The sequence below is a fragment of the Ulvibacterium sp. genome (assembly GCF_965228935.1).
Classification (GTDB): Bacteria; Bacteroidota; Bacteroidia; order Flavobacteriales; family Flavobacteriaceae; genus Ulvibacterium.
Genome location: NZ_OZ245846.1, coordinates 5034989 through 5056063, shown reverse-complemented (window position 1 = coordinate 5056063; position 21075 = coordinate 5034989). Strand labels below are relative to the sequence as shown.

General features: G+C 43.8%; 18 protein-coding genes and 1 tRNA gene. 12 read left to right on the top strand and 7 right to left on the bottom strand.

Annotated elements, in window-relative coordinates; translation table 11 throughout:
* The first annotated feature begins 151 nt into the window (after positions 1–151).
* Genes ACO06Y_RS21255 through ACO06Y_RS21240 form a run of 4 tightly spaced genes read left to right on the top strand, consistent with a single transcriptional unit; the run spans position 152 to position 4333 of the window.
* Positions 152–2422 (top strand): aconitate hydratase, encoded by a 2271-nt coding sequence (locus tag ACO06Y_RS21255; protein ID WP_422081063.1) that lies wholly within the window; start codon positions 152–154, stop codon positions 2420–2422.
* Positions 2423–2481: 59 nt separating this feature from the next.
* Positions 2482–3042 carry a TlpA family protein disulfide reductase gene (locus tag ACO06Y_RS21250; protein ID WP_422081062.1) on the top strand — a complete coding sequence of 187 codons (561 nt, stop codon included), beginning with the start codon at positions 2482–2484 and terminating at the stop codon, positions 3040–3042.
* Positions 3042–3608, top strand: a complete 567-nt coding sequence (locus ACO06Y_RS21245; RefSeq protein ID WP_422081061.1) for a TlpA family protein disulfide reductase — start codon at positions 3042–3044, stop codon at positions 3606–3608. Before ACO06Y_RS21250 ends, ACO06Y_RS21245 begins: the two co-directional genes overlap by 1 nt.
* Positions 3605–4333: a DUF3291 domain-containing protein gene (locus ACO06Y_RS21240; RefSeq protein WP_422081060.1), complete on the top strand. Its 729-nt coding sequence runs from the start codon at positions 3605–3607 to the stop codon at positions 4331–4333. The genes ACO06Y_RS21245 and ACO06Y_RS21240 overlap by 4 nt, the downstream gene beginning before the upstream one ends.
* Here ACO06Y_RS21240 and ACO06Y_RS21235 read toward each other — a convergent pair.
* The 6 genes from ACO06Y_RS21235 to ACO06Y_RS21210 are packed head-to-tail and all read right to left on the bottom strand — an operon-like array spanning position 4321 to position 10119.
* Positions 4321–4959, bottom strand: coding sequence for a carotenoid biosynthesis protein (locus tag ACO06Y_RS21235; RefSeq protein WP_422081059.1), 639 nt, complete (start codon positions 4957–4959; stop codon positions 4321–4323). The genes ACO06Y_RS21240 and ACO06Y_RS21235 overlap by 13 nt on opposite strands.
* On the bottom strand, positions 4952–6430 hold the full coding sequence (gene crtD / locus ACO06Y_RS21230; protein ID WP_422081058.1) for a 1-hydroxycarotenoid 3,4-desaturase CrtD: 1479 nt from the start codon (positions 6428–6430) through the stop codon (positions 4952–4954). Before crtD ends, ACO06Y_RS21235 begins: the two co-directional genes overlap by 8 nt.
* Positions 6431–6433: 3 nt before the next feature.
* Positions 6434–6883, bottom strand: a complete 450-nt coding sequence (locus tag ACO06Y_RS21225; protein WP_422081057.1) for a beta-carotene hydroxylase — start codon at positions 6881–6883, stop codon at positions 6434–6436.
* Position 6884: 1 nt separating this feature from the next.
* Positions 6885–7724, bottom strand: coding sequence for a phytoene/squalene synthase family protein (locus tag ACO06Y_RS21220; protein ID WP_422081056.1), 840 nt, complete (start codon positions 7722–7724; stop codon positions 6885–6887).
* Positions 7725–7731: 7 nt separating this feature from the next.
* The gene (locus ACO06Y_RS21215) at positions 7732–9189 is read right to left on the bottom strand and encodes a phytoene desaturase family protein (protein WP_422081055.1); all 1458 of its coding nucleotides are present in this window, start codon (positions 9187–9189) and stop codon (positions 7732–7734) included.
* Between the two features lie 30 nt (positions 9190–9219).
* Positions 9220–10119 carry a MerR family transcriptional regulator gene (locus ACO06Y_RS21210; protein ID WP_422081054.1) on the bottom strand — a complete coding sequence of 300 codons (900 nt, stop codon included), beginning with the start codon at positions 10117–10119 and terminating at the stop codon, positions 9220–9222.
* A gap of 272 nt (positions 10120–10391) precedes the next feature.
* Between ACO06Y_RS21210 and ACO06Y_RS21205 the strand changes: the two genes are divergently transcribed.
* Complete coding sequence (locus tag ACO06Y_RS21205) at positions 10392–11114, top strand: 3-keto-disaccharide hydrolase (RefSeq protein ID WP_422081053.1); 723 nt, start codon at positions 10392–10394, stop codon at positions 11112–11114.
* Between the two features lie 67 nt (positions 11115–11181).
* Here ACO06Y_RS21205 and ACO06Y_RS21200 read toward each other — a convergent pair.
* Positions 11182–11265, bottom strand: a tRNA-Leu gene (locus tag ACO06Y_RS21200).
* A 135-nt stretch (positions 11266–11400) separates the two neighbouring features.
* Between ACO06Y_RS21200 and ACO06Y_RS21195 the strand changes: the two genes are divergently transcribed.
* The 7 genes from ACO06Y_RS21195 (at position 11401) to ACO06Y_RS21165 (ending at position 20787) form a co-directional block, all read left to right on the top strand.
* Positions 11401–14691: a DUF1553 domain-containing protein gene (locus ACO06Y_RS21195; RefSeq protein WP_422081052.1), complete on the top strand. Its 3291-nt coding sequence runs from the start codon at positions 11401–11403 to the stop codon at positions 14689–14691.
* 4 nt (positions 14692–14695) lie between these two features.
* Positions 14696–16177 carry a DUF1501 domain-containing protein gene (locus tag ACO06Y_RS21190; protein WP_422081050.1) on the top strand — a complete coding sequence of 494 codons (1482 nt, stop codon included), beginning with the start codon at positions 14696–14698 and terminating at the stop codon, positions 16175–16177.
* Between the two features lie 210 nt (positions 16178–16387).
* Positions 16388–16789 carry a response regulator gene (locus ACO06Y_RS21185; RefSeq protein ID WP_422081048.1) on the top strand — a complete coding sequence of 134 codons (402 nt, stop codon included), beginning with the start codon at positions 16388–16390 and terminating at the stop codon, positions 16787–16789.
* Positions 16790–16866: 77 nt separating this feature from the next.
* A complete protein-coding gene (locus ACO06Y_RS21180) occupies positions 16867–17412 on the top strand; it encodes a heme NO-binding domain-containing protein (protein WP_422081046.1) in 546 nt (181 codons plus the stop codon).
* Complete coding sequence (locus ACO06Y_RS21175; RefSeq protein ID WP_422081044.1) at positions 17402–19756, top strand: PAS domain-containing sensor histidine kinase; 2355 nt, start codon at positions 17402–17404, stop codon at positions 19754–19756. Before ACO06Y_RS21180 ends, ACO06Y_RS21175 begins: the two co-directional genes overlap by 11 nt.
* A gap of 1 nt (position 19757) precedes the next feature.
* Positions 19758–20078: an Hpt domain-containing protein gene (locus tag ACO06Y_RS21170; protein ID WP_422081043.1), complete on the top strand. Its 321-nt coding sequence runs from the start codon at positions 19758–19760 to the stop codon at positions 20076–20078.
* A gap of 1 nt (position 20079) precedes the next feature.
* Complete coding sequence (locus ACO06Y_RS21165; RefSeq protein ID WP_422081042.1) at positions 20080–20787, top strand: LytR/AlgR family response regulator transcription factor; 708 nt, start codon at positions 20080–20082, stop codon at positions 20785–20787.
* Positions 20788–21075: the final 288 nt, after the last annotated feature.

Sequence of the window (21075 nt, the reverse complement as noted above, 5' to 3'; positions counted from 1 at the left end):
ACTTTTTCGGGTAGATGAACCAAATTATGATTAAACCCATAATTTTTCTGCAATTCCCTTAAAATAGTTGCCTTACGCGTTCAAAAAATTTCTTTTGCCCCTTGGATTTTCTTAATTTTACTGAATTGCAACAATTAAAACCAAGAATAGAATGGCATTTGATATTGACATGATAAAAACGGTGTACGCCAACATCGGGGAAAAGGTAGAAGCTGCTCGAAAAATCGTTGGTAAACCGCTTACGCTTTCGGAAAAAATATTGTATTCCCACTTATGGGATGGCAAGGCGACCAAGGCTTTTGTCAGGGGTAAGGATTATGTGGATTTTGCTCCGGATAGGGTGGCATGTCAAGATGCGACGGCCCAAATGGCGTTGCTACAGTTCATGCACGCCGGAAAGCCCAAGGTGGCAGTTCCCACGACGGTTCATTGTGACCATTTGATTCAGGCCAAGGTAGGAGCTGAGGCAGATTTGAAAAGGGCGAATCAGACCAGCAACGAGGTATTTGATTTTTTGGAATCCGTATCCAATAAATATGGAATCGGCTTTTGGAAACCGGGTGCCGGGATCATTCATCAAGTAGTTCTGGAAAACTATGCCTTTCCCGGAGGAATGATGATAGGGACGGATTCCCACACGGTAAACGCGGGAGGATTGGGCATGGTGGCCATTGGAGTAGGAGGAGCCGATGCGGTCGACGTAATGGCAGGCATGGCATGGGAATTGAAGTTTCCCAAGCTTATTGGGGTCAAGTTGACCGGAAAGTTATCCGGTTGGACAGCGCCAAAGGATGTAATTCTTAAAGTAGCTGATATCCTTACCGTAAAAGGGGGTACCGGAGCCATTGTGGAATATTTTGGGGAAGGGGCCACGTCCATGTCCTGTACCGGAAAAGGGACCATTTGCAATATGGGTGCCGAGGTAGGGGCTACCACTTCCACCTTTGGATATGACGACTCCATGGACCGATACCTAAGGGCCACGGATCGGACCGATGTGGCCGATGCGGCATTGGAGGTAAAGGAGCATCTGACCGCGGATCCCGAAGTTTATGCAAATCCAGAACAGTACTTTGACCAGGTCATCGAAATAAACCTTTCGGAATTGGAGCCACATCTTAACGGGCCCTTTACTCCGGATTTGGCTACGCCTATTTCAAAAATGGGCGAGGCCGCCAAGGAAAACGATTGGCCTTTGAATGTTGAGGTGGGATTGATAGGTTCATGTACCAACTCCTCCTACGAGGATATTTCGCGGGCTGCCTCACTGGCCAAACAGGTAGCCGATAAGGATTTAAAAATGAAATCCGAATTTACGATTACACCAGGTTCCGAGCAGGTGCGCTATACTATAGAACGCGATGGATTTATCAATACGTTCAATGATATTGGGGCTACGGTCTTTGCCAATGCCTGTGGTCCTTGCATCGGGATGTGGGATCGGTATGGGGATAAGGCCGCCAATGGCCCCCGAAATACCATCGTACACTCCTTTAACCGGAATTTTGCGAAACGTGCGGATGGAAATCCGAATACATTGGCTTTCGTGGGTTCCCCGGAATTGGTAACCGCGATTGCCATTGCCGGGCGGCTGGATTTCAATCCCGTTACGGATAAATTGATCAATGAGGAAGGGGAAGAGGTTATGCTGGACGAGCCAAGGGGATATGAACTTCCACCCGAAGGTTTTGCCGTGGAGGATGCCGGTTACATCGCGCCCAAGGAAGATGGATCTGATGTTCAGGTAAAAGTTAGCCCCACTTCGGAAAGGTTACAATTGTTGGCTCCCTTTGAGCCCATAAAACCGGAACAATTACAGGGTATGAAATTGTTGATCAAGGCCTTTGGAAAGTGTACCACCGATCATATTTCCATGGCGGGACCCTGGTTGCGCTATAGGGGGCATTTAGATAATATTGCCAATAATACGTTGATTGGCGCGGTAAATGCATTTAACAAGAAAACCAACTTTGTAAAAAATCAGTTGGAAGGGGAGTATGGCGGCGTTCCGGATACCCAAAGGGCATATAAGTCACAGGGAATCAAGACTATTGTTGTGGGAGATCACAACTATGGTGAAGGTTCTTCCCGGGAACATGCGGCCATGCAGCCCAGACATTTAGGAGTCGCCGCGGTATTGGTGAAGTCCTTTGCCCGTATCCATGAAACGAACCTTAAGAAGCAGGGGATGCTTGCGTTGACTTTTGCCAATGAGGATGATTATGACCGTATTCAGGAGGATGATACCTTCAATTTTGTGGATATTGCCGATTTCGCCCCGGACAGGCCACTTACCATTGAGGTGATTCATGCCGATGGAAGCAAGGAGAACATAATGGCAAATCATTCCTATAATGATGCACAAATTGGATGGTTTAAGGAGGGCTCCGCATTGAACGTAATCAAACGGGAAAATGCCTGAATCAAAATAATTTGAATACAAAACTCCCGATCATTGGGAGTTTTTTGTTTGGGTGTAATATGAAACGAAGTACAATACTCACACTTTTGGTCATTTCCTTGGTTTTGGCATTGTTCGTAACACCCTTGGGTTATCACGGCAAAGTATGGTTGAATCAACTGTTTTCAGTCGCCCCGGACATAATTCCAATCTCGAAGCGGGACAGGCTGTCAGATTATGATTGGAAGCTCAAGGATGACCAATGGGATTTTTTCAGTTTTGAAAAATCCAAGGGAAATGTGGTCTTTATCAATTTTTGGGCCTCATGGCGGTTACCTTGTGCAGCGGAACTCAAAGGTATTCAGAAGTTGTACGATGTCTACGGGGACAAAGTGGACTTTTACATCATAACCAACGAGGAACGACCTCCTGTGGAAGAATTTATGGAGGTAAAAGGTTTTACCTTTCCCGTCACCTATTTAATTATTGGTGGGCGTTCGCCAATTCTGGTTTTGGAACCTCCTGCCTCCTATATCATAGATAAGGATGGGTATATAGTGGTAAAGGAAGATGACATTACGAATTGGAATACAACATCGGTTCACCAATTATTGGATGAACTTCTAAATACCGGGACATAGTGAGATATTCAAAAAAACACGTTTTTTTACGCCTTTTGGTCCTGGGTACTTTGGTACTGTTGTTTTTTACCCCTTTAGGGAATAGGGTCAAGGCAAAATTAAGCGGATGGGTCGCCCAAAGCTCTGCAATGATCAAGACGAAAATGCAGCCCCCTTTGGATTCCTACGTGTGGGAATTGGAGGATACGGATTTCAATACGTTTAATTTTGAGGCCCAAAAAGGAAAAGTAGTATTTCTTAATTTTTGGGCAACATGGTGCCCGCCCTGTGTTGCGGAAATGCCAAGTCTTCAAAAATTGTACGACGCATATAAGGACAAAGTTACTTTTATGTTCGTAGCTAGGGACGAACCGGAGCGTGTTTCCAAATTTTTGAACAAGAAAGGCTATGACCTGCCGGTTTATTATTCCAAGACCCAAGGGCCCGATGTCCTGACGTCAAAGGTACTTCCTACTACGTATATCGTTGACAGGAATGGAAAGATAATTCGTGCCGAAACAGGTTCTATGGATTGGTACAGTGAAGAAGTTAGGAAAGAATTGGATGGTTTGATTAGTGCCAAATGAACATGGGGGCCGATCAAGTAACCACACTTACCTTTTTCAGATATTCCAGTTTAAAGCAAAAACTTTGGGCCTTTTGGATGATGCAATTTGCGCATGGCCCGTTGTCCCGTACCAAGGGGCTTCAATTTTATAAATTATTGGGCAGTGGAAAAGTAGGCTTTAACCCCTTACCGGATTGGTCTGTTTACGGTCTCTTACAGGTTTGGGAGAATGAGGAAAAGGCGAATTCCTTTTTTGATACCTCAGATTTAATGGAAAGCTATCAAAGAAAAAGTACCGAGCAATGGACACTCTATATGGGCAACATTAGTGCCAAGGGCAAATGGTCCGGAAGCAATCCCTTCATTGAAAGCAATACGTTAAGTGAACACAATCCCTATATTTCGGTAATTACACGTGCTACAATAAAATTGAGATGGTTGATCAGGTTTTGGAACTACGTTCCAACCTCTCGGCAACCTTTGACGACTAACAAAGGGCTAGTCTTTACCAAAGGCGTTGGTGAGGCACCTTTTATCCAAATGGCTACGTTTAGTATCTGGCGGGATAAGGAATCGCTTATGGATTTTGCTTATCGAAGCAAGGCACATCGGAAGGCGATTGAAAAGACACGACAGCTTGATTGGTATGGGGAGGAAATGTTCAGTAGGTTTCAGCCCTATAAATCAATGGGTACTTGGAACGGGAAAGACCCACTGCCGGAATTAAGGACTTATCTCAAATAAAAGAAAAGGAAAAACACCAACTGGGACAGATATATATGGATGGAAAAAAGTCTGTTTCCCTGGATATCCAAAGCCCTAAGAATAAACTGAAGTACCAAGGCCAAAAGGAACCAGGTCACATAATTGGGGTAGGATGCCAAATTACCCTCAAAGGTCCAAAAGTCCAAAAGGTGGGAGCTTTGTTCCATAAAAAAATCGAGTGCCACCATCAATAGTGCCGCAATTAATATTTTTAAGGTTTTTGATATTGAAAGATAATCTACTATTCCTGCACAGACAAAGGTGAGCAGTGCCCAAAGCGCCCCGATTAGATAGGGTACTCCATCCAGCTTTGGACCAAGATTAGTGCCATATTCATAGTTTCCAAAAAGTATCCCGTAGTTTACCCCGAGCCATTCCGTAAATATCCCACATGAAAAGAAAATGAGAAAGGCCAGTAGTCTTTTGACGGTATGGACCGGGTATACCCAAAAGAAGAGTACCAAAAATATAATAAGGTTCAAAGGGGTCTTTTCAATGAACCACTGAAAATGGCCCAATGCAATGCCAATAATAGCGGAGATATGAAAAAGCCAGATAATGCCGATGGCCAGTCCCACTTTGTTTTGTTCCAATCGTTCAAGCATGGTTTAGTGGTTTTGGTGCCAGATCCCCTACGATTTTGGCGGAAAGCAAACAAAGTGGAATCCCTCCTCCGGGATGTACCGAGCCCCCACAAAAAAGGAGATTTTTAATGGAGGAGGTAAAGTTGGGGTGACGTAGAAAAGCCGCAAATTTGGAATTGCTCGCCGCTCCGTACAATGCACCTCTATAGGAACTAGTACTGGATGCTATACCTACCGGGTCAAGAACATGCTCTACGGTAATCAAGGATTCCAGGTTTACCTGTAGCCGGGCACTTAGTTTTTGTATGATCCAATGACGGGCCTTTCGCTTTAAGGAATCCCAATCCTGACCATAGTCCCCGGGGGCGTTGATCATCACGAACCAGTTTTCATGGCCTTCAGGTGCATCCGACGGCTCCTCTTTGCTGGTGATATTGATGTAGACCGTAGGATCTTCACATAGCGTTCTTTCTTGGAAAATAGCCTTGAACTCCCGGGAATAGGAAGTACTGAAAAAAATATTGTGCAGGTCCAACTCGGGAAAGTTCCTGGAAATTCCCCAATAAAAAATTAGGGCGGAGCTGGAACGTTCCTGTTGCAATACGCGTCCGGGCTGTTTTTGCCCCTGTAATAGATTTTTGTAGGTGGGATATATGTCCATATTGGACACCACCAGATCGGCTTTGTGAAAACCGGATGCGGATTCTACTCCATTGACTTTTCCTTGTGCTACATTGATACGGTCCACTTTAGAGTCAAAACTGAAGCGAACATCTTGTGATATGGCCAAATGGTAAAGGCTCATTGCTATAGTATGCATTCCGCCTTTGGGAAAATAGGTGCCATAATGCATTTCCAAATGGGGAATCATAGACATAATACCCGGTGTTTTAAAAGGAGATGAACCGTTATAAGTAGCATATCTATTGAAGAGTTGAACCAGTTTGGGATGTTCAAAATAGGTTTTGTTGACCTCATCCAAAGAGGTGTTGATGTCCAGCTTCCCGATTTGGGAAATGGCCTTTATCGTATCCTTGGAGATATAGGAGGATACTTTGTGCAATGATTTTTCCAAAAAAAGTGGAGCGGTCAATTCATATTTTCTGCGATTTTGTTTTAGATAGTGCCTCAAGGATTTTTGGGAGGTGCCGAAAGCTTTGCAAGCGTCCTTTACAAAAGTGTCCATATTCGAGTTTACCGTAAACCGAGTGCCATCGTTCCAAAAATAGTTGCATACGGTCTCTTTCTGGAAATAGGAAAAATACGGTTCCGGCTTAACATCAAAAAGCTCAAAAAGCTCGGTAACCAAATGAGGCATGGTAAAAAGGGAGGGGCCAAGGTCAAAACGATAGCCCTTCTTTTCCATAGCATGAAGTTTGCCACCGGGATACGGGTTGGCCTCCATTACGGTGACCTCGTATCCTTTTTTCCGTAATCGTAGCGCAGAGGCAATACCGGCAATACCGGATCCAATAACAATGGCATGCGCCATGAGCTATTTTTTGAAGTACTTAAAGGGAACGAAAAGCATTCCAAAACATTCACCGTCCTCCTTGCCCAAATGCTTATGGTGTATCTTATGGGCACGTCGTATGCCGCGGGCGTACCAATTGTTGGCGTTTCTAAAGAGTTTAAAACGCTGATGGATAAAAATATCGTGAACCAGAAAATATGTGGCGCCGTAGGCCATTATACCCAGCCCTATGGGCCATCCATACCAAAACCAACTGGAAGTCGCTATCATGATGAAGGACATGCTTACAACAGCATAAAAGATAAAAAAGGCATCGTTCCGCTCAAACCAAGAGTCATGGTCCTTTTTATGATGATCTTTATGTAGGCTCCACAAAAACCCATGCATAATGTACTTATGGGTAAACCAGGCCATAAATTCCATGAAGCAAAAAGTTCCGATAAAAATGATAATCCAAATTAGTGCTGTCATCCTATACCAAATGTAATTTATAATTCACATAAGATTTGGCCAATAAACCTATTTTCTGATAGTTTGGAACCCGTATCCGCGTATTCTTGATTTCCAAGGAGGGCGTTTTCTGCAACTTTTTTAGAAGTTCATAGTAGTATTTATAGGCCGTATATACACCAAATTTGGCTTCTTGCGGCAACTGTAGAATTCCTTCATATCCTTTTCTGAAATCGTTCTTGATATCTTCCACTATTTCGTGTTTGGAGGCTTCATCCAACTCGTTTAGGTCGGTATTCGGAAAATAGGTACGGTTAAGGGTTTCAAAATCCTCCTTTAAGTCCCTTAAAAAATTCACTTTTTGAAAAGCGGATCCCAAAGCCATGGCCGAATCCTTCAACTGTTCGTACATTTGTTCATCGCCCTTAACGAATACACGCAAACACATAAGACCCACCACATCTGCCGATCCATAAATATAGGCCTTGTACTCCTCATCGGAAAGATAGGTGCTTTTGGTAAGGTCCATACGCATGCTCTTCATAAATGAAGCTACCAAATGATAGGGTATTTTATACTTGTGATAGGTATGTTGAAAGGAATTCAAAATAGGGTTTAGGCTTATTTTGTTTTCCAACGCATCGTCCAGGCTACTTTCAAAATTATCAAAAAGCGCCTGTTTTTCATAATCATGGAACGTATCCACAATTTCATCCGAAAAACGTACGAACCCATAAATGTTATAGATGTCCGATCGTATGGAGGCGTCCAACATTTTGGTGGCAAGCGCAAAGGAGGTACTGTAGGACTCCGTTACAATTTTGCTGCAACTATAGGAAACTTTATCAAAAATCGCTTTCATACCCCTTTCATTTTTGTTTGGCAATTAATTGAGATACCAGTTTCCCTGAAATCAATGAGGGGGGTACGCCCGGTCCTGGAACCGTAAGTTGTCCTGTAAAGTAAAGATTCCTTACTTTTTTGCTTTTTAACCCAGGTCTAAGGAAGGCCGTTTGCAGTAACGTATTGGCCATGCCATAGGCGTTTCCTTTGTATGAGTTATAGGCTTCCACAAAATCCTTTACGCAAAAGGATTCTGTAAAAATGATGTTCTTTTCGACTTGTTGCTTGGTAATTTTTTGAAACCGCTGCATGATTAGGTCAAAATATTGACTTCTCAATTCCGGGGTATCTTCCAGACCTGGGGCGATGGGTACCAGGAAGAAACCGGTCTCACATCCTTCCGGGGCCATGCCACTATCCGTTATTGATGGAAAATTGGCATAAAAAAGCGGGTCGGAAGGCCACTTGGGCTCATCATAGATTTCTTGCGCATGTCGTTCAAAATCGGTATCAAAAAACAGATTGTGATGCTCCACATTTTTCAATTTCCTGTTGAAGCCAACATAGAACAACAATGATGAAGGCGCAAAGGTTTTGTGCTCCCAATAGGTCTCGGAGTATTGTCTATGAGCTTTGTCCAGTAGGGATTCCGAATGATGGTAGTCCGCACCGCTCAATACGAAATCACTGTCTATCTCATTTCCATTGGTGACAATTCCAATGCAATTACTATTCCTTACGCGTATCTTCTCTACCGGACTGTCTGTAAATACGGTAACACCCAACTCTTCCGCCAAATTGCGCATCGCCTTTATAATCTCATACATTCCCCCTTTGGGATGCCAAGTGCCCAGTCCAAAATCCGCAAAATTCATAAAACTGTAAAAAGAAGGGGTTTTACTGGGTTTGGCGCCCAGGAACAAAACCGGAAATTCCAAGGTGGAAACCAATTTGGAATTTTTAAAATTCTTTCTTACTTCCCCGCTTATGGTCTTAAAAAACTGGTCTACCCGCAAGACAGTATCCTTGGTGACCAATTCAAAAGGCGAAATACCGGGGCGAAGCACCACATCGTTTATGGCTATTTCATAGTTCCGTTGGGCCTTATGGATAAATTTGCGCAAGGGTACCGAACTTCCGTTTTCTATGCGCTCAAATTCGGCACAAATCTTATCCATGGTGTCCCCAATGGTGATTATGTCATCGGAAAAAAAGATTTTATAAGCCGGACTTAGTTTTTCCAATTGGTAGAAATCCGATGTTTTCTTTCCAAAGTCGGCAAAGAACTTGTTGAAAATATCCGGCATCCAGTACCAACTGGGGCCAATGTCAAAGGTGAAACCATCCCGTACCAATTGCCGTGCCCTACCTCCCACGGTGCTGTTTTTCTCATAGATTTCAACATCAAACCCCTGTTTTGCCAAATAACATGAGGCCGATAAGGAGGAAAAACCAGAGCCGATTATGATAACCTTTTTGTTCATTGCAATGGGGGATAGGGCGCTCTATTTCAGTTACAATTCATTGACGACCTGCTCAATAGAGGTAAATGTCCGTATAAAATCCGGGTGACCGTCTTCCCGCAGATATCGGGTTTGATGGCCCAACAACCATAGCCTTGGCTTTTCGTACCCGGCCATCATTTCCGTAAAATCCTCAACATAGCGTTGGAGTTTTTCCTTGGAAGGAGCTACGGTAAAATAGGAAACAAAATAGAGGTTGTTAAAATACTTTATCACATCCTTTAAGGTTTCCAAGGGAACGGTCTGTCCTAGGTAAATGGATTTATAACCTCGTAGTATAATTTCATAATTAAGGTACAAAAGACCAATTTCATGAATTTCGTTTTCCGGTAGGAAGGGCACAAATACCTTATCGGTCTTGGTCGGCTCCAAGTGTTGGAGTTTTTCCGTGTTGATCAGGATTTTCTGTTTGATAAGACTGGTGATAAAATGCTCATGTGCCGGACTTATGGTGTCCGTTTGCCAAAGTAGTCCCAGCTCGTTCAAAAGCGGTATGAATACGTCATAAAAAATATCCCTGAAGGATTTATCCACCAACAAGCTGTTATAGGTATTCAAAAATAGGGTCTGGTCAAAATTTACCATGGCCAGTTTAAAGGCATTTATGGCATGGTTCTTAACACTGTTTTTCGCAACAATTTCCTTGACCTTCAGGGGAATATCCTCTTCCTGGATCTTGGCTATTTTGGATATTTTGTAACCATTGTTATACAGTAAGGTAACGTTCAATAGTTTTTGCAGGCTACTAAGACTGTAGGTCCTTATGTTGGTACTTGTCCTTTCCGGTGACAGTAATCCATATCGTTTTTCCCAAATACGTATGGTATGTGCTTTTATTCCAGATAGGTTTTCCAGATCCCTAATACTAAAGAACTTCTTTACATTGTTCATACTTTACAAGAAAAGTTTAAACAAATTTACAATTAAATATAAGTACTTGTATGGTCTGATTGTTAAAATTTCAGTAAAAAAAGCCCTCATTTTGATAAAATCCCCGGAAAGATGTGGATATCGGGGTTCAATTTTTCAATAATTTGATATATTTAGCTTGTCCGTACAACTTGATATGAACCGATTATTTCAAAGTTTGTCTATGGCACTTTATGGGGTACACTTTGTGTAGGGCTTTTTAAAAAGGAATAACACTATAAAATTAAAAAAAGATGAATAGGATATTCGGCCTAATCTGTGTGGTTTCAATGATGGCAGTTTCCTTTAAACAGGGGAAGAAGCATAATGAAACATCGCCTGTGACCCAGGAGATGACCATGGGGAACGATGATTGGATTTCCTTAATGGATGCCAGCTTATGGAGAGGCTATAATGAAGATTCCCTTCCCGGCAATTGGCAGTTTAAGGACGATATCATCGAATGCTATGGAACAGGAGGGGATATTGGCGGGGACATCATCACCAAGGATACCTATGATAATTTTGAACTGAGCTTGGAATGGAAGATAACGGCTGGAGGCAATAGTGGTATTTTTTACCATGTGGTGGAGGACACTGTATACAAAGCACCTTACGAGACGGGAGCTGAATATCAGTTGTTGGACGATGATGGGTTTTCCGAGCCCATAAAGGAATGGCAAAAAAGTGGCGCAAATTATGCCATGCATGTAGCGGATAAGGACAAGAAACAGCTGAAACCTGTAGGGGAGTGGAATTCCTCCAAGATAGTTTTTAACAAAGGAGAGGTAGAGCATTGGCTTAATGGTGAGAAGATCGTTACCTTCAATAAATTCTCGGAAGACTGGAAAGAGAAGAGGAACAGTGGCAAATGGAACGATTTTCCGGACTATGGTAAGGCCAATGATGGGTATCTGGGTCTACAGGACCATGGTGCGGGAGTGTGGTTTAGAAACGTTAAGGTCAAAAGATTGTAGCTGATCTAAAGGTAGGGAAAGCGGGAAATAAAAAATGCCATGGCAAATTCTGCCACGGCACTTGAGGTGCGCACGAGAAGACTCGAACTTCCACGGCCTAATGGCCACTAGCCCCTCAAGCTAGCGCGTCTACCAATTCCGCCACGTGCGCTCGGTTGAAAATGAAGGGCAAATATAACAAAGTATTTCCATAGATCGTTCGGATAATTGGATTTGACTTTTGACGATTGTGGAATATTGAAGTTATACCGATTCTTGAAAAATTGCTATTTGACTAAGTTGATCTATGGGAAAGATAAAGGAAATGTATAAGGGAAAAACTTGCTTACTGTTAGTGTTCCTGGGCGCGCTCGTTATGGGCTGTGGAGTGGACAAACCTAAGGAAGTTAAATTGGCCGAGGCCAAGCTGCCCGAGGTCATCGACTTTAACTATCATATTAAGCCCATCCTTTCGGACCGATGTTTCGCTTGTCACGGACCGGACAAAAATAATCAGAAAGCCAGTTTGAGGTTGGATATAGCCGATTCGGCATATGCCGCATTGCGCTCGGGGGCCGGAGTTGCCATTAGACCGGGCAACCTGGGAAAGAGCGAGGTATATCACCGAATGGTGGCGACCGATCCAGATCAAGTGATGCCTCCTCCGGAATCGAACCTCACCCTCAGTCCAACAGAGATTGCGTATATCAGCAAATGGATAGAACAAGGTGCCGAATACAAACCCCATTGGGCCTTTACCAAACCTGAAAAAAAGAAAGTTCCCAAAGCAGGCAAGGATTGGGCCAGTAATGAAATCGACCATTTTATAGCGGCCAAACTGGAGGAAAACGATATTGAACCTTCCCCGATGGCGCGGCGGGAAGTATTGATACGCAGGTTATATTTTGATCTGACCGGCCTACCGCCCTCGGTGGAAGAGGTAAAACGTATTATGGCCGACGGTGCCCCGGATTACTATGAAAGATTGGTCGATAGCCTATTGGCCTTGCCTTCGTACGGCGAACGAATGGCGGCCCATTGGCTGGACGTGGCACGTTTTGCGGATAGTGAAGGATACTTGGACGATTTTCACCATGAGATGTGGCCTTATCGCGATTGGGTCATCGATGCCTATAACCAAAATTTGCCCTATGACGATTTTGTCCTTTGGCAGGTAGGAGGAGACCAAATTCCCGAAAGTACCCATGAGCAAAGGTTGGCCACGGCTTTTAACCGTTTGCACAAGCAAAACTCCGAGGGCGGAGTCATACCGGAGGAGTTCCGGGTGGAATACGTTGCCGACCGAACCAATACCATAGGTACGGCCTTTATGGGCCTAACAGTGGCTTGTGCCCGCTGCCATGATCACAAATACGACCCCATATCCCAAAAGGACTATTTTGAGCTGTTTAGTTTTTTCAATAGTACGGTGGAGCGAGGGGATGCCATATTCGCGTACAATTCCATCGAGAATGGAAATGATGCCCCACCTGAACTTTCCATGAATGCGGGACCTGTAATGCCAGTGCCCGGGGAAGAAAGTGTTGCGAAACTATGGGAATTCCTGAAGCGTGAGATTAAGACGAAATCGTCCCATATTCAGGAGGAAGTTGGGAAAAGGAAGCCATTGGCCCTGGAATGGGCAAGTTCCGATCCCTCCGCCAAAATTATGGAAAGCATAGCGGATGATGCCACCATGGTGCATCTCGATTTTGACCAATCGGCCAATGGAATAAGCCGAGATCGTGCAAAAGGTTCCAAGGACGCGAAGTACCATGGGCATGCCTTTGTCCCAGAGAAGAAAGGTCTGGCTTTGGAATATCAGGAAGGGCAATTGATAGCGGACGGAAGTAGGATCAGTTTTGAGCGAACAGAACCTTTTACCGTAAGCTTTTGGATCAAAACCCCCAAGAAATTTGACGAGGCCCGTGTTTTCTATAATGGTAACGGTCGCATACAGGGTTATCGGGGTTGGGACGTGGTATTGGACAGTACCAGGTTGTCCTTTAGGTTAAGCCATGCACATCCCTATCAATCCTTGGACCTTCGTTTAAAGGAAGAATTACCACTAAACGAATGGCAGCATTTTGTATGGACCTATGATGGCTCCAGTGATGCCAAGGGTATGAAAATCTATCAAAATGGACAATTAAGGGATCCGGAAATTCTCCGGAACAATGTACTCAGATCCACAAAGCCCTATACCGACAAACGTGCTACGGTCTATATGCATTATCAGGGCCTTATTTTGGGGGCCAGCCATTATGACCAGCATTTTGATGGCGGTTTCCTGGATGATGTTCGTATCCTGAACGTCGAAGCGGGAGAGCTCATGGCCCGATACTTGTATGATGCAGAAAGGGGGAGGGAATCGTTCCAACAAGCTATGGCTTCCACATCGGAGGCAGCAACGGAATTTTATACGCTCCACTTGGATGAAAAGCTGAAAAAAGAACGGGACGCTTTGCGTGAAATTCAACTTCGCGAGATCCAGACGATGGATACCGTTCAGGAAATCATGGTGATGGGCGATTTGGATAAGGAACGGCCTACCTATATTTTAGATCGGGGTCAGTATGATGCCCCGACCGATAAGGTAGGGCGCGATGTTCCCGAAACCATTCTACCTTGGCCGGAAAATTTACCCCGTAATAGATACGGTCTGGGAAAATGGCTGGTACATGAAGACAATCCATTGACGGCCCGTGTCGCCGTAAATCAAATATGGTATTTAATGTTTGGCCAAGGATTGGTCTCTACCAATGAGGATTTTGGCAATCAAGGGGCCTTGCCCAGTCATCCCGAGCTTCTGGACTGGTTGGCCGTTGATTTTATGGAAAACGGATGGGACGTAAAACGACTGGTCCGGCAAATGGTCACATCGGCCACATATAGGCAATCTTCCGTTGTACGGGAGGACCTTAAGGACATTGACCCGGATAACATCTTATTGGCAAGAAGTCCTAGATACCGGAGGTCCGCAGAAATGGTGCGGGATAATGTCCTGGCGGCCAGTGGCCTCCTTGAACCAAGGATAGGCGGGAAATCGGTTTTTCCGTACCAGCCCGAAGGCCTATGGCGGGAAACGATAACCCATGCCTTTTTCCCGGATTATGAAGTGGATTATGAAAACGGCTTATATCGACGTAGCCTCTATACCTTTTGGAAGCGGAATGTTCCTGCCCCCGGTATGCTGGTTTTTGATGCCTCCAACCGAAGTGAATGCCAAGTGGAAAGGCAGCGCAGCAACACACCACTTCAGGCACTTGTGCTATTGAACAGCCCACAGGTTATCGAGGCCTGTAGGGTACTTTCCGAAAGAATATGGAAGGAAACATCGTTTGACCTACCCGGTGCCATTGATGGAGTTTTTATGGCATTGATCGGAAGGACACCCACACAAAACGAAAGGAACATATTGACCCGGCAGTATCACGAAGAGAAAGATTATTTTGCCTCCAAGCCTACCGAAGCGAAGAAATTTTTAAGTATTGGGGCGATGGAACCCGCTCGCGAAATTCCCATAATAGAAAATGCGGCATTGGCCCGAGTAGCCAATACGGTCTTGAATTCCACGGAGGCCTATTACAAAAACTAGAACTATGGATTATAGCAAGGACATCCAAAAAGCAAAATACCTGCAGAACAGAAGGGAATTCCTTCGTACCACGAGCCGGGGACTGGGCAGTCTCGCCCTGGGCAGCTTGATTTTTCCGGATCTATTGGCCTCACCGGGCCCCAGGGATATCAAAGCGGCTACTTTGAGCAATGGTGGAGTCCTTTCGGGCCCACACCATACACCAAGGGCCAAAAGGGTCATTTACCTCTTTCAAAGTGGTGGGCCCAGTCAGTTTGAGCTTTTCGATTATAAACCCGAGCTAATGAATCGCTGGGGAGAGGAAATTCCCGACTCCGTCAGAAACGGTCAACGCGTATCCGGTATGCTGGCCGCGCAATCCAGTTTTCCGTTGGTGGGATCCAAGTTCAAATTTCATCAACATTCAAAAACAGGGGGGTATTTTAGCGAATTGATGAAGCACACTTCCGGTATAGCCGAGGATATCTGTATGATCAACTCCATGTATACCGAGGCGATCAACCACGAACCGGCAGTGATTTTTATGCAGACCGGGTCACAACAGGTAGGAAGACCCAGTATGGGTTCCTGGATGAGCTATGGATTGGGAAGTTCCAATGATAACATGCCTTCATTTATTGTACTGCTGTCCAGAGGGAAGGACAGTGCACAAAATCTGAACATGCAGGCCTGGAATAGCGGATTTTTACCATCGCACCACCAAGGTGTACAATTTAGGTCGGGTTCCGATCCCGTATTGTATTTGAGCAATCCTATGGGAATAGATAAAAAGAGTAGGAGACGCGAATTGGATTACCTTTCCCAACTGGAGGCCGAGCAAAAAAAGGTATGGGGCGATCCCGAAATCGATTCAAAGATCAGCCAGTATGAAATGGCCTATCGTATGCAGGCCAGTGTTCCGGAGATTGCGGATCTTTCCCAAGAACCGGATTATATCTTTGATATGTACGGTAAGGATGCCCGTATCCCTGGTACCTATGCCTACAATTGCCTTATGGCCAGAAGATTGGCAGAACGCGATGTGAACTTCATCCAACTTTACCATATGGGTTGGGACCAGCATGGCAACCTCCCCACGGAAATCGTAAAAATGGCCCGATCATCAGATCAAGCATCCGCTGCTTTGGTGAAGGATTTAAAACAACGCGGTCTCTTGGAGGATACCTTGGTAGTTTGGGGAGGTGAGTTTGGAAGGACTAGTTTTTCCCAAGGAAAGTTGACGAAGGATAACTATGGCAGGGACCATCACCCAAGAAGTTTTAGCATGTGGATGGCCGGCGGGGGCATCAAACCCGGAATGGTGTACGGGAAGACCGATCCCTTTGGCTATAACATTGTTGAAAACCCGGTCCATGTACATGATTTTCAAGCGACCCTTCTGAATCAGCTGGGTATTGATCATGAGCGGTTGGTCTTTAAGCATCAGGGAAGGAGATATCGGCTTACCGATGTACACGGACATGTAGTAAAGGATATTCTCGCTTGATTAATACTTGATTTTGAATAACCTTCAATGTTGAATACATGGAGGCCCTATGGATTTAAAGCCATAAGAAACCTTATTATCCGTTTTCTAATTTTAATTCACCTAAACCTATCTACCATTCGTCTACAGTTATTGTCCATCCGTCTATAGGGCCAAAGCAAAAATCTCTAAAATTTTGAAATTTATCATGGAATTCCAAGGCACAAAAACATGAATATCCTATTTATCGAAGATGATAATATTGAGCTTATGAAGTTAAGACGGACGGTCTCAAAGCTCAAGCTCAAGCACGTTATTACCGAAGCAAGAAATGGCGAGGAAGCCTTACAAAAACTGAAGTCCGATAGCGCTCTCCCGGATATTATCCTCCTGGATCTGAATATGCCCAGAATGAGCGGGATAGAATTCCTAAAAATTCTTAAGGCGCATGATACCCTAAAATACCTGCCCACGGTTATCCTTACAACTTCCGAAAATCGGGCCGATTTACTGGAATGTTATAAGATCGGAATTGCCGGATACGTGATAAAGCCCCTAAAATATGAGGAATATCAATCCAAACTGCAAAGGGTTTTGGAGTACTGGGATGTTAACGAACTGGTAAAAGGCTAACAGAAAACCCGGTTTCACAACAAATTTTCTGTCATAGGTGATACTTTTCTTACTTTTATTTTTGAAATTAAATCAAAATGAAAGGAATTGTTTTTACGGAATTTTTGGAAATGGTCGAATCCAAATTCGGTCTGGAAACAGTGGATACCATTATTGAAAAAGCGGATCTGCCCTCGGAAGGGATATATACCTCGGTAGGTACCTATGATTTTAATGAAATGGTAAGCCTTATTACCGGTCTGAGCCAGGAGGTGGATATCCCTGTTGGAGATCTTATTTACACTTTTGGGCTTTATCTTTTCAATAGTCTGGGCAAGGCCCATCCGGAGGTAATACAAAGCTATAAATCACCTTTAGGACTTTTGTATTCCATTGAAGATCACATTCACGTACATGTAAAAAAACTATATCCGGATGCCGAATTGCCCGCCTTTAAAATTTTGGAAAAGACGGATACTTCAATTTCCATGATCTATTCCTCGTCCCGGGGATTATATAGGTTGGCCCATGGCTTAATCGAAAAAACTTTTGAACACTTCAATGGCAAAGCGGATATCACCTATCAACTCTTAAAGGAAGATGGTACCGAAGTTAAATTTGACATTGTCCAAAATGGACAGTAAGGAAGTCGCTCTTCTTAAAAAAGCGCTTGAGCGCCAAAAAAAGGCACGCCAGCAAGCGGAACGGATTTTGGAGGAGAAATCCAAGGAGCTCTATGATGTAACCCACCATCTAAAACAGGCCAACAGCAAGCTGGAAAACCTTCTTTCCGAAAAAGCCTCTGAAATGGACGGGGTTTTTATCAACATCATTGACCCCTATGTAGTAATGGATTTGCAGGGCAATGTAATCAATATGAATACATCGGCACGGGATTTTTTGGGTTATGACGAGCAAAAGGAACCCATTGATCTTTCGAAACTGGTACACCCGGACTACGTTCAATATACGGCAGAATCCTTTAAATCCTTATTGGAAGTAGGAACCCTTAAAAACTACCGATCCAAAATACGAATCAAGGACCAATCCGAAAAATGGGTACAGATCAATAGCAGTCTTATTTATGATAAAGCGAACAAACCCATAGCGGCCCAGGGCATCATAAGGGACATTACACGGGAAATGGAGATCAAGGAGTTGCTTGGGGAACAGCGAAAACAACTCGATATCATCGTGGAGAACTCTCCGTTGGGTATCGTACTAGCGGATAAAGGAAAAATTATTAAGACCAACACCACCTTTAGCGAGTTATTGGGCTATGATTCCGATGAATTGAACACCATGTCCATACGGGATATTTCAGTTCCCGATAATGATGATGATACCCAGAAAATGATGGAGAAGATGAACAGGGGCAGTTTGGATAAGTTTGTGATCATTAAAAAATATCGTAAAAAAGATGGCTCCGTTTTATTGGCCAAGACTTCCGTAAGTGCCGTTAAGGATTCGCATGGGAATATGGAGTACCAAGTGGCCTTGATAGAGGATATTTCCAAGGAAGTAGAGGCCGAGGAACAGTTGAGGGCCTCAGAAAATAGGCTTTCCACCTTAATTGCCAACCTACAGACCGGGGTATTGTTGGAAGATGAAAATCGAAAAATAGCCTTGACCAATCAAATGTTCTGTTCCCTTTTCAAAATACCTGTAGCTCCCGAAAATTTAAAAGGTGCGGATTGTAGTAATGCCGCGGAACAGAACAAAATACATTTTAAGGATCCAAAAGGTTTTGTATCAAGGATCGAAAGCATCCTAAAGCAGCGGAAACTTGTACTTTCCGATGAATTGGAAATGGTGGACGGAAGAATTTTGGAACGCGATTATATCCCCATATTCAACAATGGGGTGTACAAGGGACACTTGTGGACCTACCAAGATGTTACCCTGCGTAAGAATTTCAAGAAGAACCTAGAGGCCGAAAAGGAAAAATACAGTAATATCATCGCCAATATGAACCTAGGGTTGATAGAGGTGGACAATAATGGAATCATCCAATTGACCAACCAGAGTTTTTGCCAAATGAGCGGGTTTGCCGAAGAGGAACTTTTAGGGCGGCCGGCCATAGATGTACTAAAGGTACAGAATAGGGAAATTGTAGAAGAAAGGACGGACAAACGGCTCAAAGGTATTTCGGATTCCTACGAAATCGAGGTACTCCATAGAAACGGATCTACGCGGCATTGGCTTATAAGTGGTGCACCGCGTTATGATGATGCCAAAAATGTCATCGGTTCCATTGGGATTCATTTGGATATTACGAACCAAAAGCAACTGGAACTGCAAAAGGAAAAGCTATTGCAAGAATTGGAAAAGAGTAACCAGGGGCTACAGGAGTATGCCCATATCGTGTCCCACGATCTGAAATCCCCCCTTCGTAGTATTAGTGCCCTTTCCAGTTGGTTAACGGAAGATTATCACGATATCCTGGATGATAATGGAAAATTCAACCTTCAACAAATACAGGAAAAGATAGAGGGTATGGATAATTTGATCGATGGTATTTTGAAGTATTCCAGTATCAACAGCGATACCTTGGATACCTCGGCGGTAGATCTCAATACCGTGGTACAGGAAATACGGGAAATCATTTTTGTACCGGATAACGTGAGTGTAATCATCATGAACCCCTTGCCCACCATCACTGCGGATAAGACCCAGATACATCAGCTTTTTCAAAATTTGATTAGCAATGCCGTGGTCAATATTGAGGAGGAAGAGGGTCTAGTGGAAATCAGTTCCATAGATAGAAAGACCCACTGGGAATTTAGCATTAAGGATAATGGAGTGGGCATCCCCAAGGAATACCATGAAAAGATTTTCAAGATTTTCCAGTCCATTGGCAATGAGGAACGTTCCACGGGAATTGGCCTTTCCATCGTAAAGAAGATCATAGACCTCCATGAAGGAAAAATTTGGCTGGAAAGTGAAGTCGGTTGTGGCACAACCTTTTATTTTACCTTAAAGAAATAGTATGCAGGAGAAACCCAATCTTACCTATATAAAAGAGCTTGCCGGAGATGATTTGGCCTTTGAACAAAAGTTTATCGATATTTTAAAGAAGGAGTTCCCAGAAGAAACGGCTATCTATATAAACCATATTCAAAATAATGAACCGCGGGCGGCCGCGGAAATCGTACATAAGCTCAAACACAAGTTTAATATTTTGAGTATGGAGGAGGCCTATAAGTTGGCGGTGAACTATGAGGAAGAGCTTAGGGCAGGTCGTACCGAGATGCATCACAGGTTCAAAAGAATTCTAAACACCATAAAGGACTATCTAAATACCATCTAGCATGAACTGTATTATTATTGATGATGAAGCGGCCGCACGGGCCATTGTAAATCAGCTTTGCTCCAAGGTTCCGGATTTGGACGTTATTGAGGAGTTCGACAATGCCATTGACGCCATTAAGTTTTTAAATCAACAGGATATTGATGTGGTTTTTTTGGATATCCATATGCCCGGATTTAGCGGAATAGATTTTGTACAGACCTTAAAGAATCCGCCCAAGGTGGTCCTGACCACTTCGGATACCGACTTTGCCATTGCCTCCTATGAATATGAGGCCATTGTGGATTATCTGGTCAAACCGATTACCAGTGAACGTTTTGAAAAATGTATTGTAAAGGTCAGGAATTCCTTGACCCAACAACCCAAGGCATCGGCTACGGAACCATCACCGGAAATAGGGGACGATCTCTACATCAATATTGACCGGAGGCTGATTAAACTAAACTTAGGCGAGATTTTGATGGTCGAGGCCAAAGGAGATTATATCGACATTAAGACCGAAAAAGAGGAGTACCACGTACATACCACCCTAAAGAAGATAAAGGAAAAATTGCCCGATCATCTCTTTTTGCAAATTCACCGATCCTATATCATCAACTTTACCAAAATCATTGATATTGAGGATAATAGCGTCTTGATTGAAAAGAACGTCATTCCCATTAGCCGCTCTAATAGACCCGAGTTGATGCGCCGATTGAATCTTCTGTAAATCTACTCCCCTTAGGAAAACTACGATCTGTCCATAGTTAAGTGCCACTGGTCTATCTTGGTCGTACCAAGGTCGTTTCTATAGGTATATTTAGGGTAGAAAAGAAGTGTAACCCTAAATCTTTTACCTATGAAAACTTTTATACTTGTTCTTGCATTGAAAGCATTGGTAACTGGGCTTAAAACTGTTATAAGCTCCGTGGTTGTAGGTGTCGCCCTGTCCATGGCAGGCTTGTTATAAATAGCTTTCATTGTGTAAAGCGCCTTTATCGGCGCTTTTTTTATTCGA

Bases quoted from the DNA above. Each gene is read 5' to 3' on its own strand.
- ACO06Y_RS21210 (WP_422081054.1), bottom strand. From the start codon at position 10,119: ATGAACAATGTAAAGAAGTTCTTTAGTATTAGGGATCTGGAAAACCTA.
- ACO06Y_RS21180 (WP_422081046.1), top strand. From the start codon at position 16,867: ATGAAAGGAATTGTTTTTACGGAATTTTTGGAAATGGTCGAATCCAAA.
- ACO06Y_RS21190 (WP_422081050.1), top strand. From the start codon at position 14,696: ATGGATTATAGCAAGGACATCCAAAAAGCAAAATACCTGCAGAACAGA.
- crtD (WP_422081058.1), bottom strand. From the start codon at position 6,430: ATGGCGCATGCCATTGTTATTGGATCCGGTATTGCCGGTATTGCCTCT.
- ACO06Y_RS21250 (WP_422081062.1), top strand. From the start codon at position 2,482: ATGAAACGAAGTACAATACTCACACTTTTGGTCATTTCCTTGGTTTTG.
- ACO06Y_RS21240 (WP_422081060.1), top strand. From the start codon at position 3,605: ATGAACATGGGGGCCGATCAAGTAACCACACTTACCTTTTTCAGATAT.
- ACO06Y_RS21215 (WP_422081055.1), bottom strand. From the start codon at position 9,189: ATGAACAAAAAGGTTATCATAATCGGCTCTGGTTTTTCCTCCTTATCG.
- ACO06Y_RS21255 (WP_422081063.1), top strand. From the start codon at position 152: ATGGCATTTGATATTGACATGATAAAAACGGTGTACGCCAACATCGGG.
- ACO06Y_RS21205 (WP_422081053.1), top strand. From the start codon at position 10,392: ATGAATAGGATATTCGGCCTAATCTGTGTGGTTTCAATGATGGCAGTT.
- ACO06Y_RS21235 (WP_422081059.1), bottom strand. From the start codon at position 4,959: ATGCTTGAACGATTGGAACAAAACAAAGTGGGACTGGCCATCGGCATT.
- ACO06Y_RS21165 (WP_422081042.1), top strand. From the start codon at position 20,080: ATGAACTGTATTATTATTGATGATGAAGCGGCCGCACGGGCCATTGTA.
- ACO06Y_RS21195 (WP_422081052.1), top strand. From the start codon at position 11,401: ATGGGAAAGATAAAGGAAATGTATAAGGGAAAAACTTGCTTACTGTTA.
- ACO06Y_RS21170 (WP_422081043.1), top strand. From the start codon at position 19,758: ATGCAGGAGAAACCCAATCTTACCTATATAAAAGAGCTTGCCGGAGAT.
- ACO06Y_RS21225 (WP_422081057.1), bottom strand. From the start codon at position 6,883: ATGACAGCACTAATTTGGATTATCATTTTTATCGGAACTTTTTGCTTC.
- ACO06Y_RS21185 (WP_422081048.1), top strand. From the start codon at position 16,388: ATGAATATCCTATTTATCGAAGATGATAATATTGAGCTTATGAAGTTA.
- ACO06Y_RS21220 (WP_422081056.1), bottom strand. From the start codon at position 7,724: ATGAAAGCGATTTTTGATAAAGTTTCCTATAGTTGCAGCAAAATTGTA.
- ACO06Y_RS21175 (WP_422081044.1), top strand. From the start codon at position 17,402: ATGGACAGTAAGGAAGTCGCTCTTCTTAAAAAAGCGCTTGAGCGCCAA.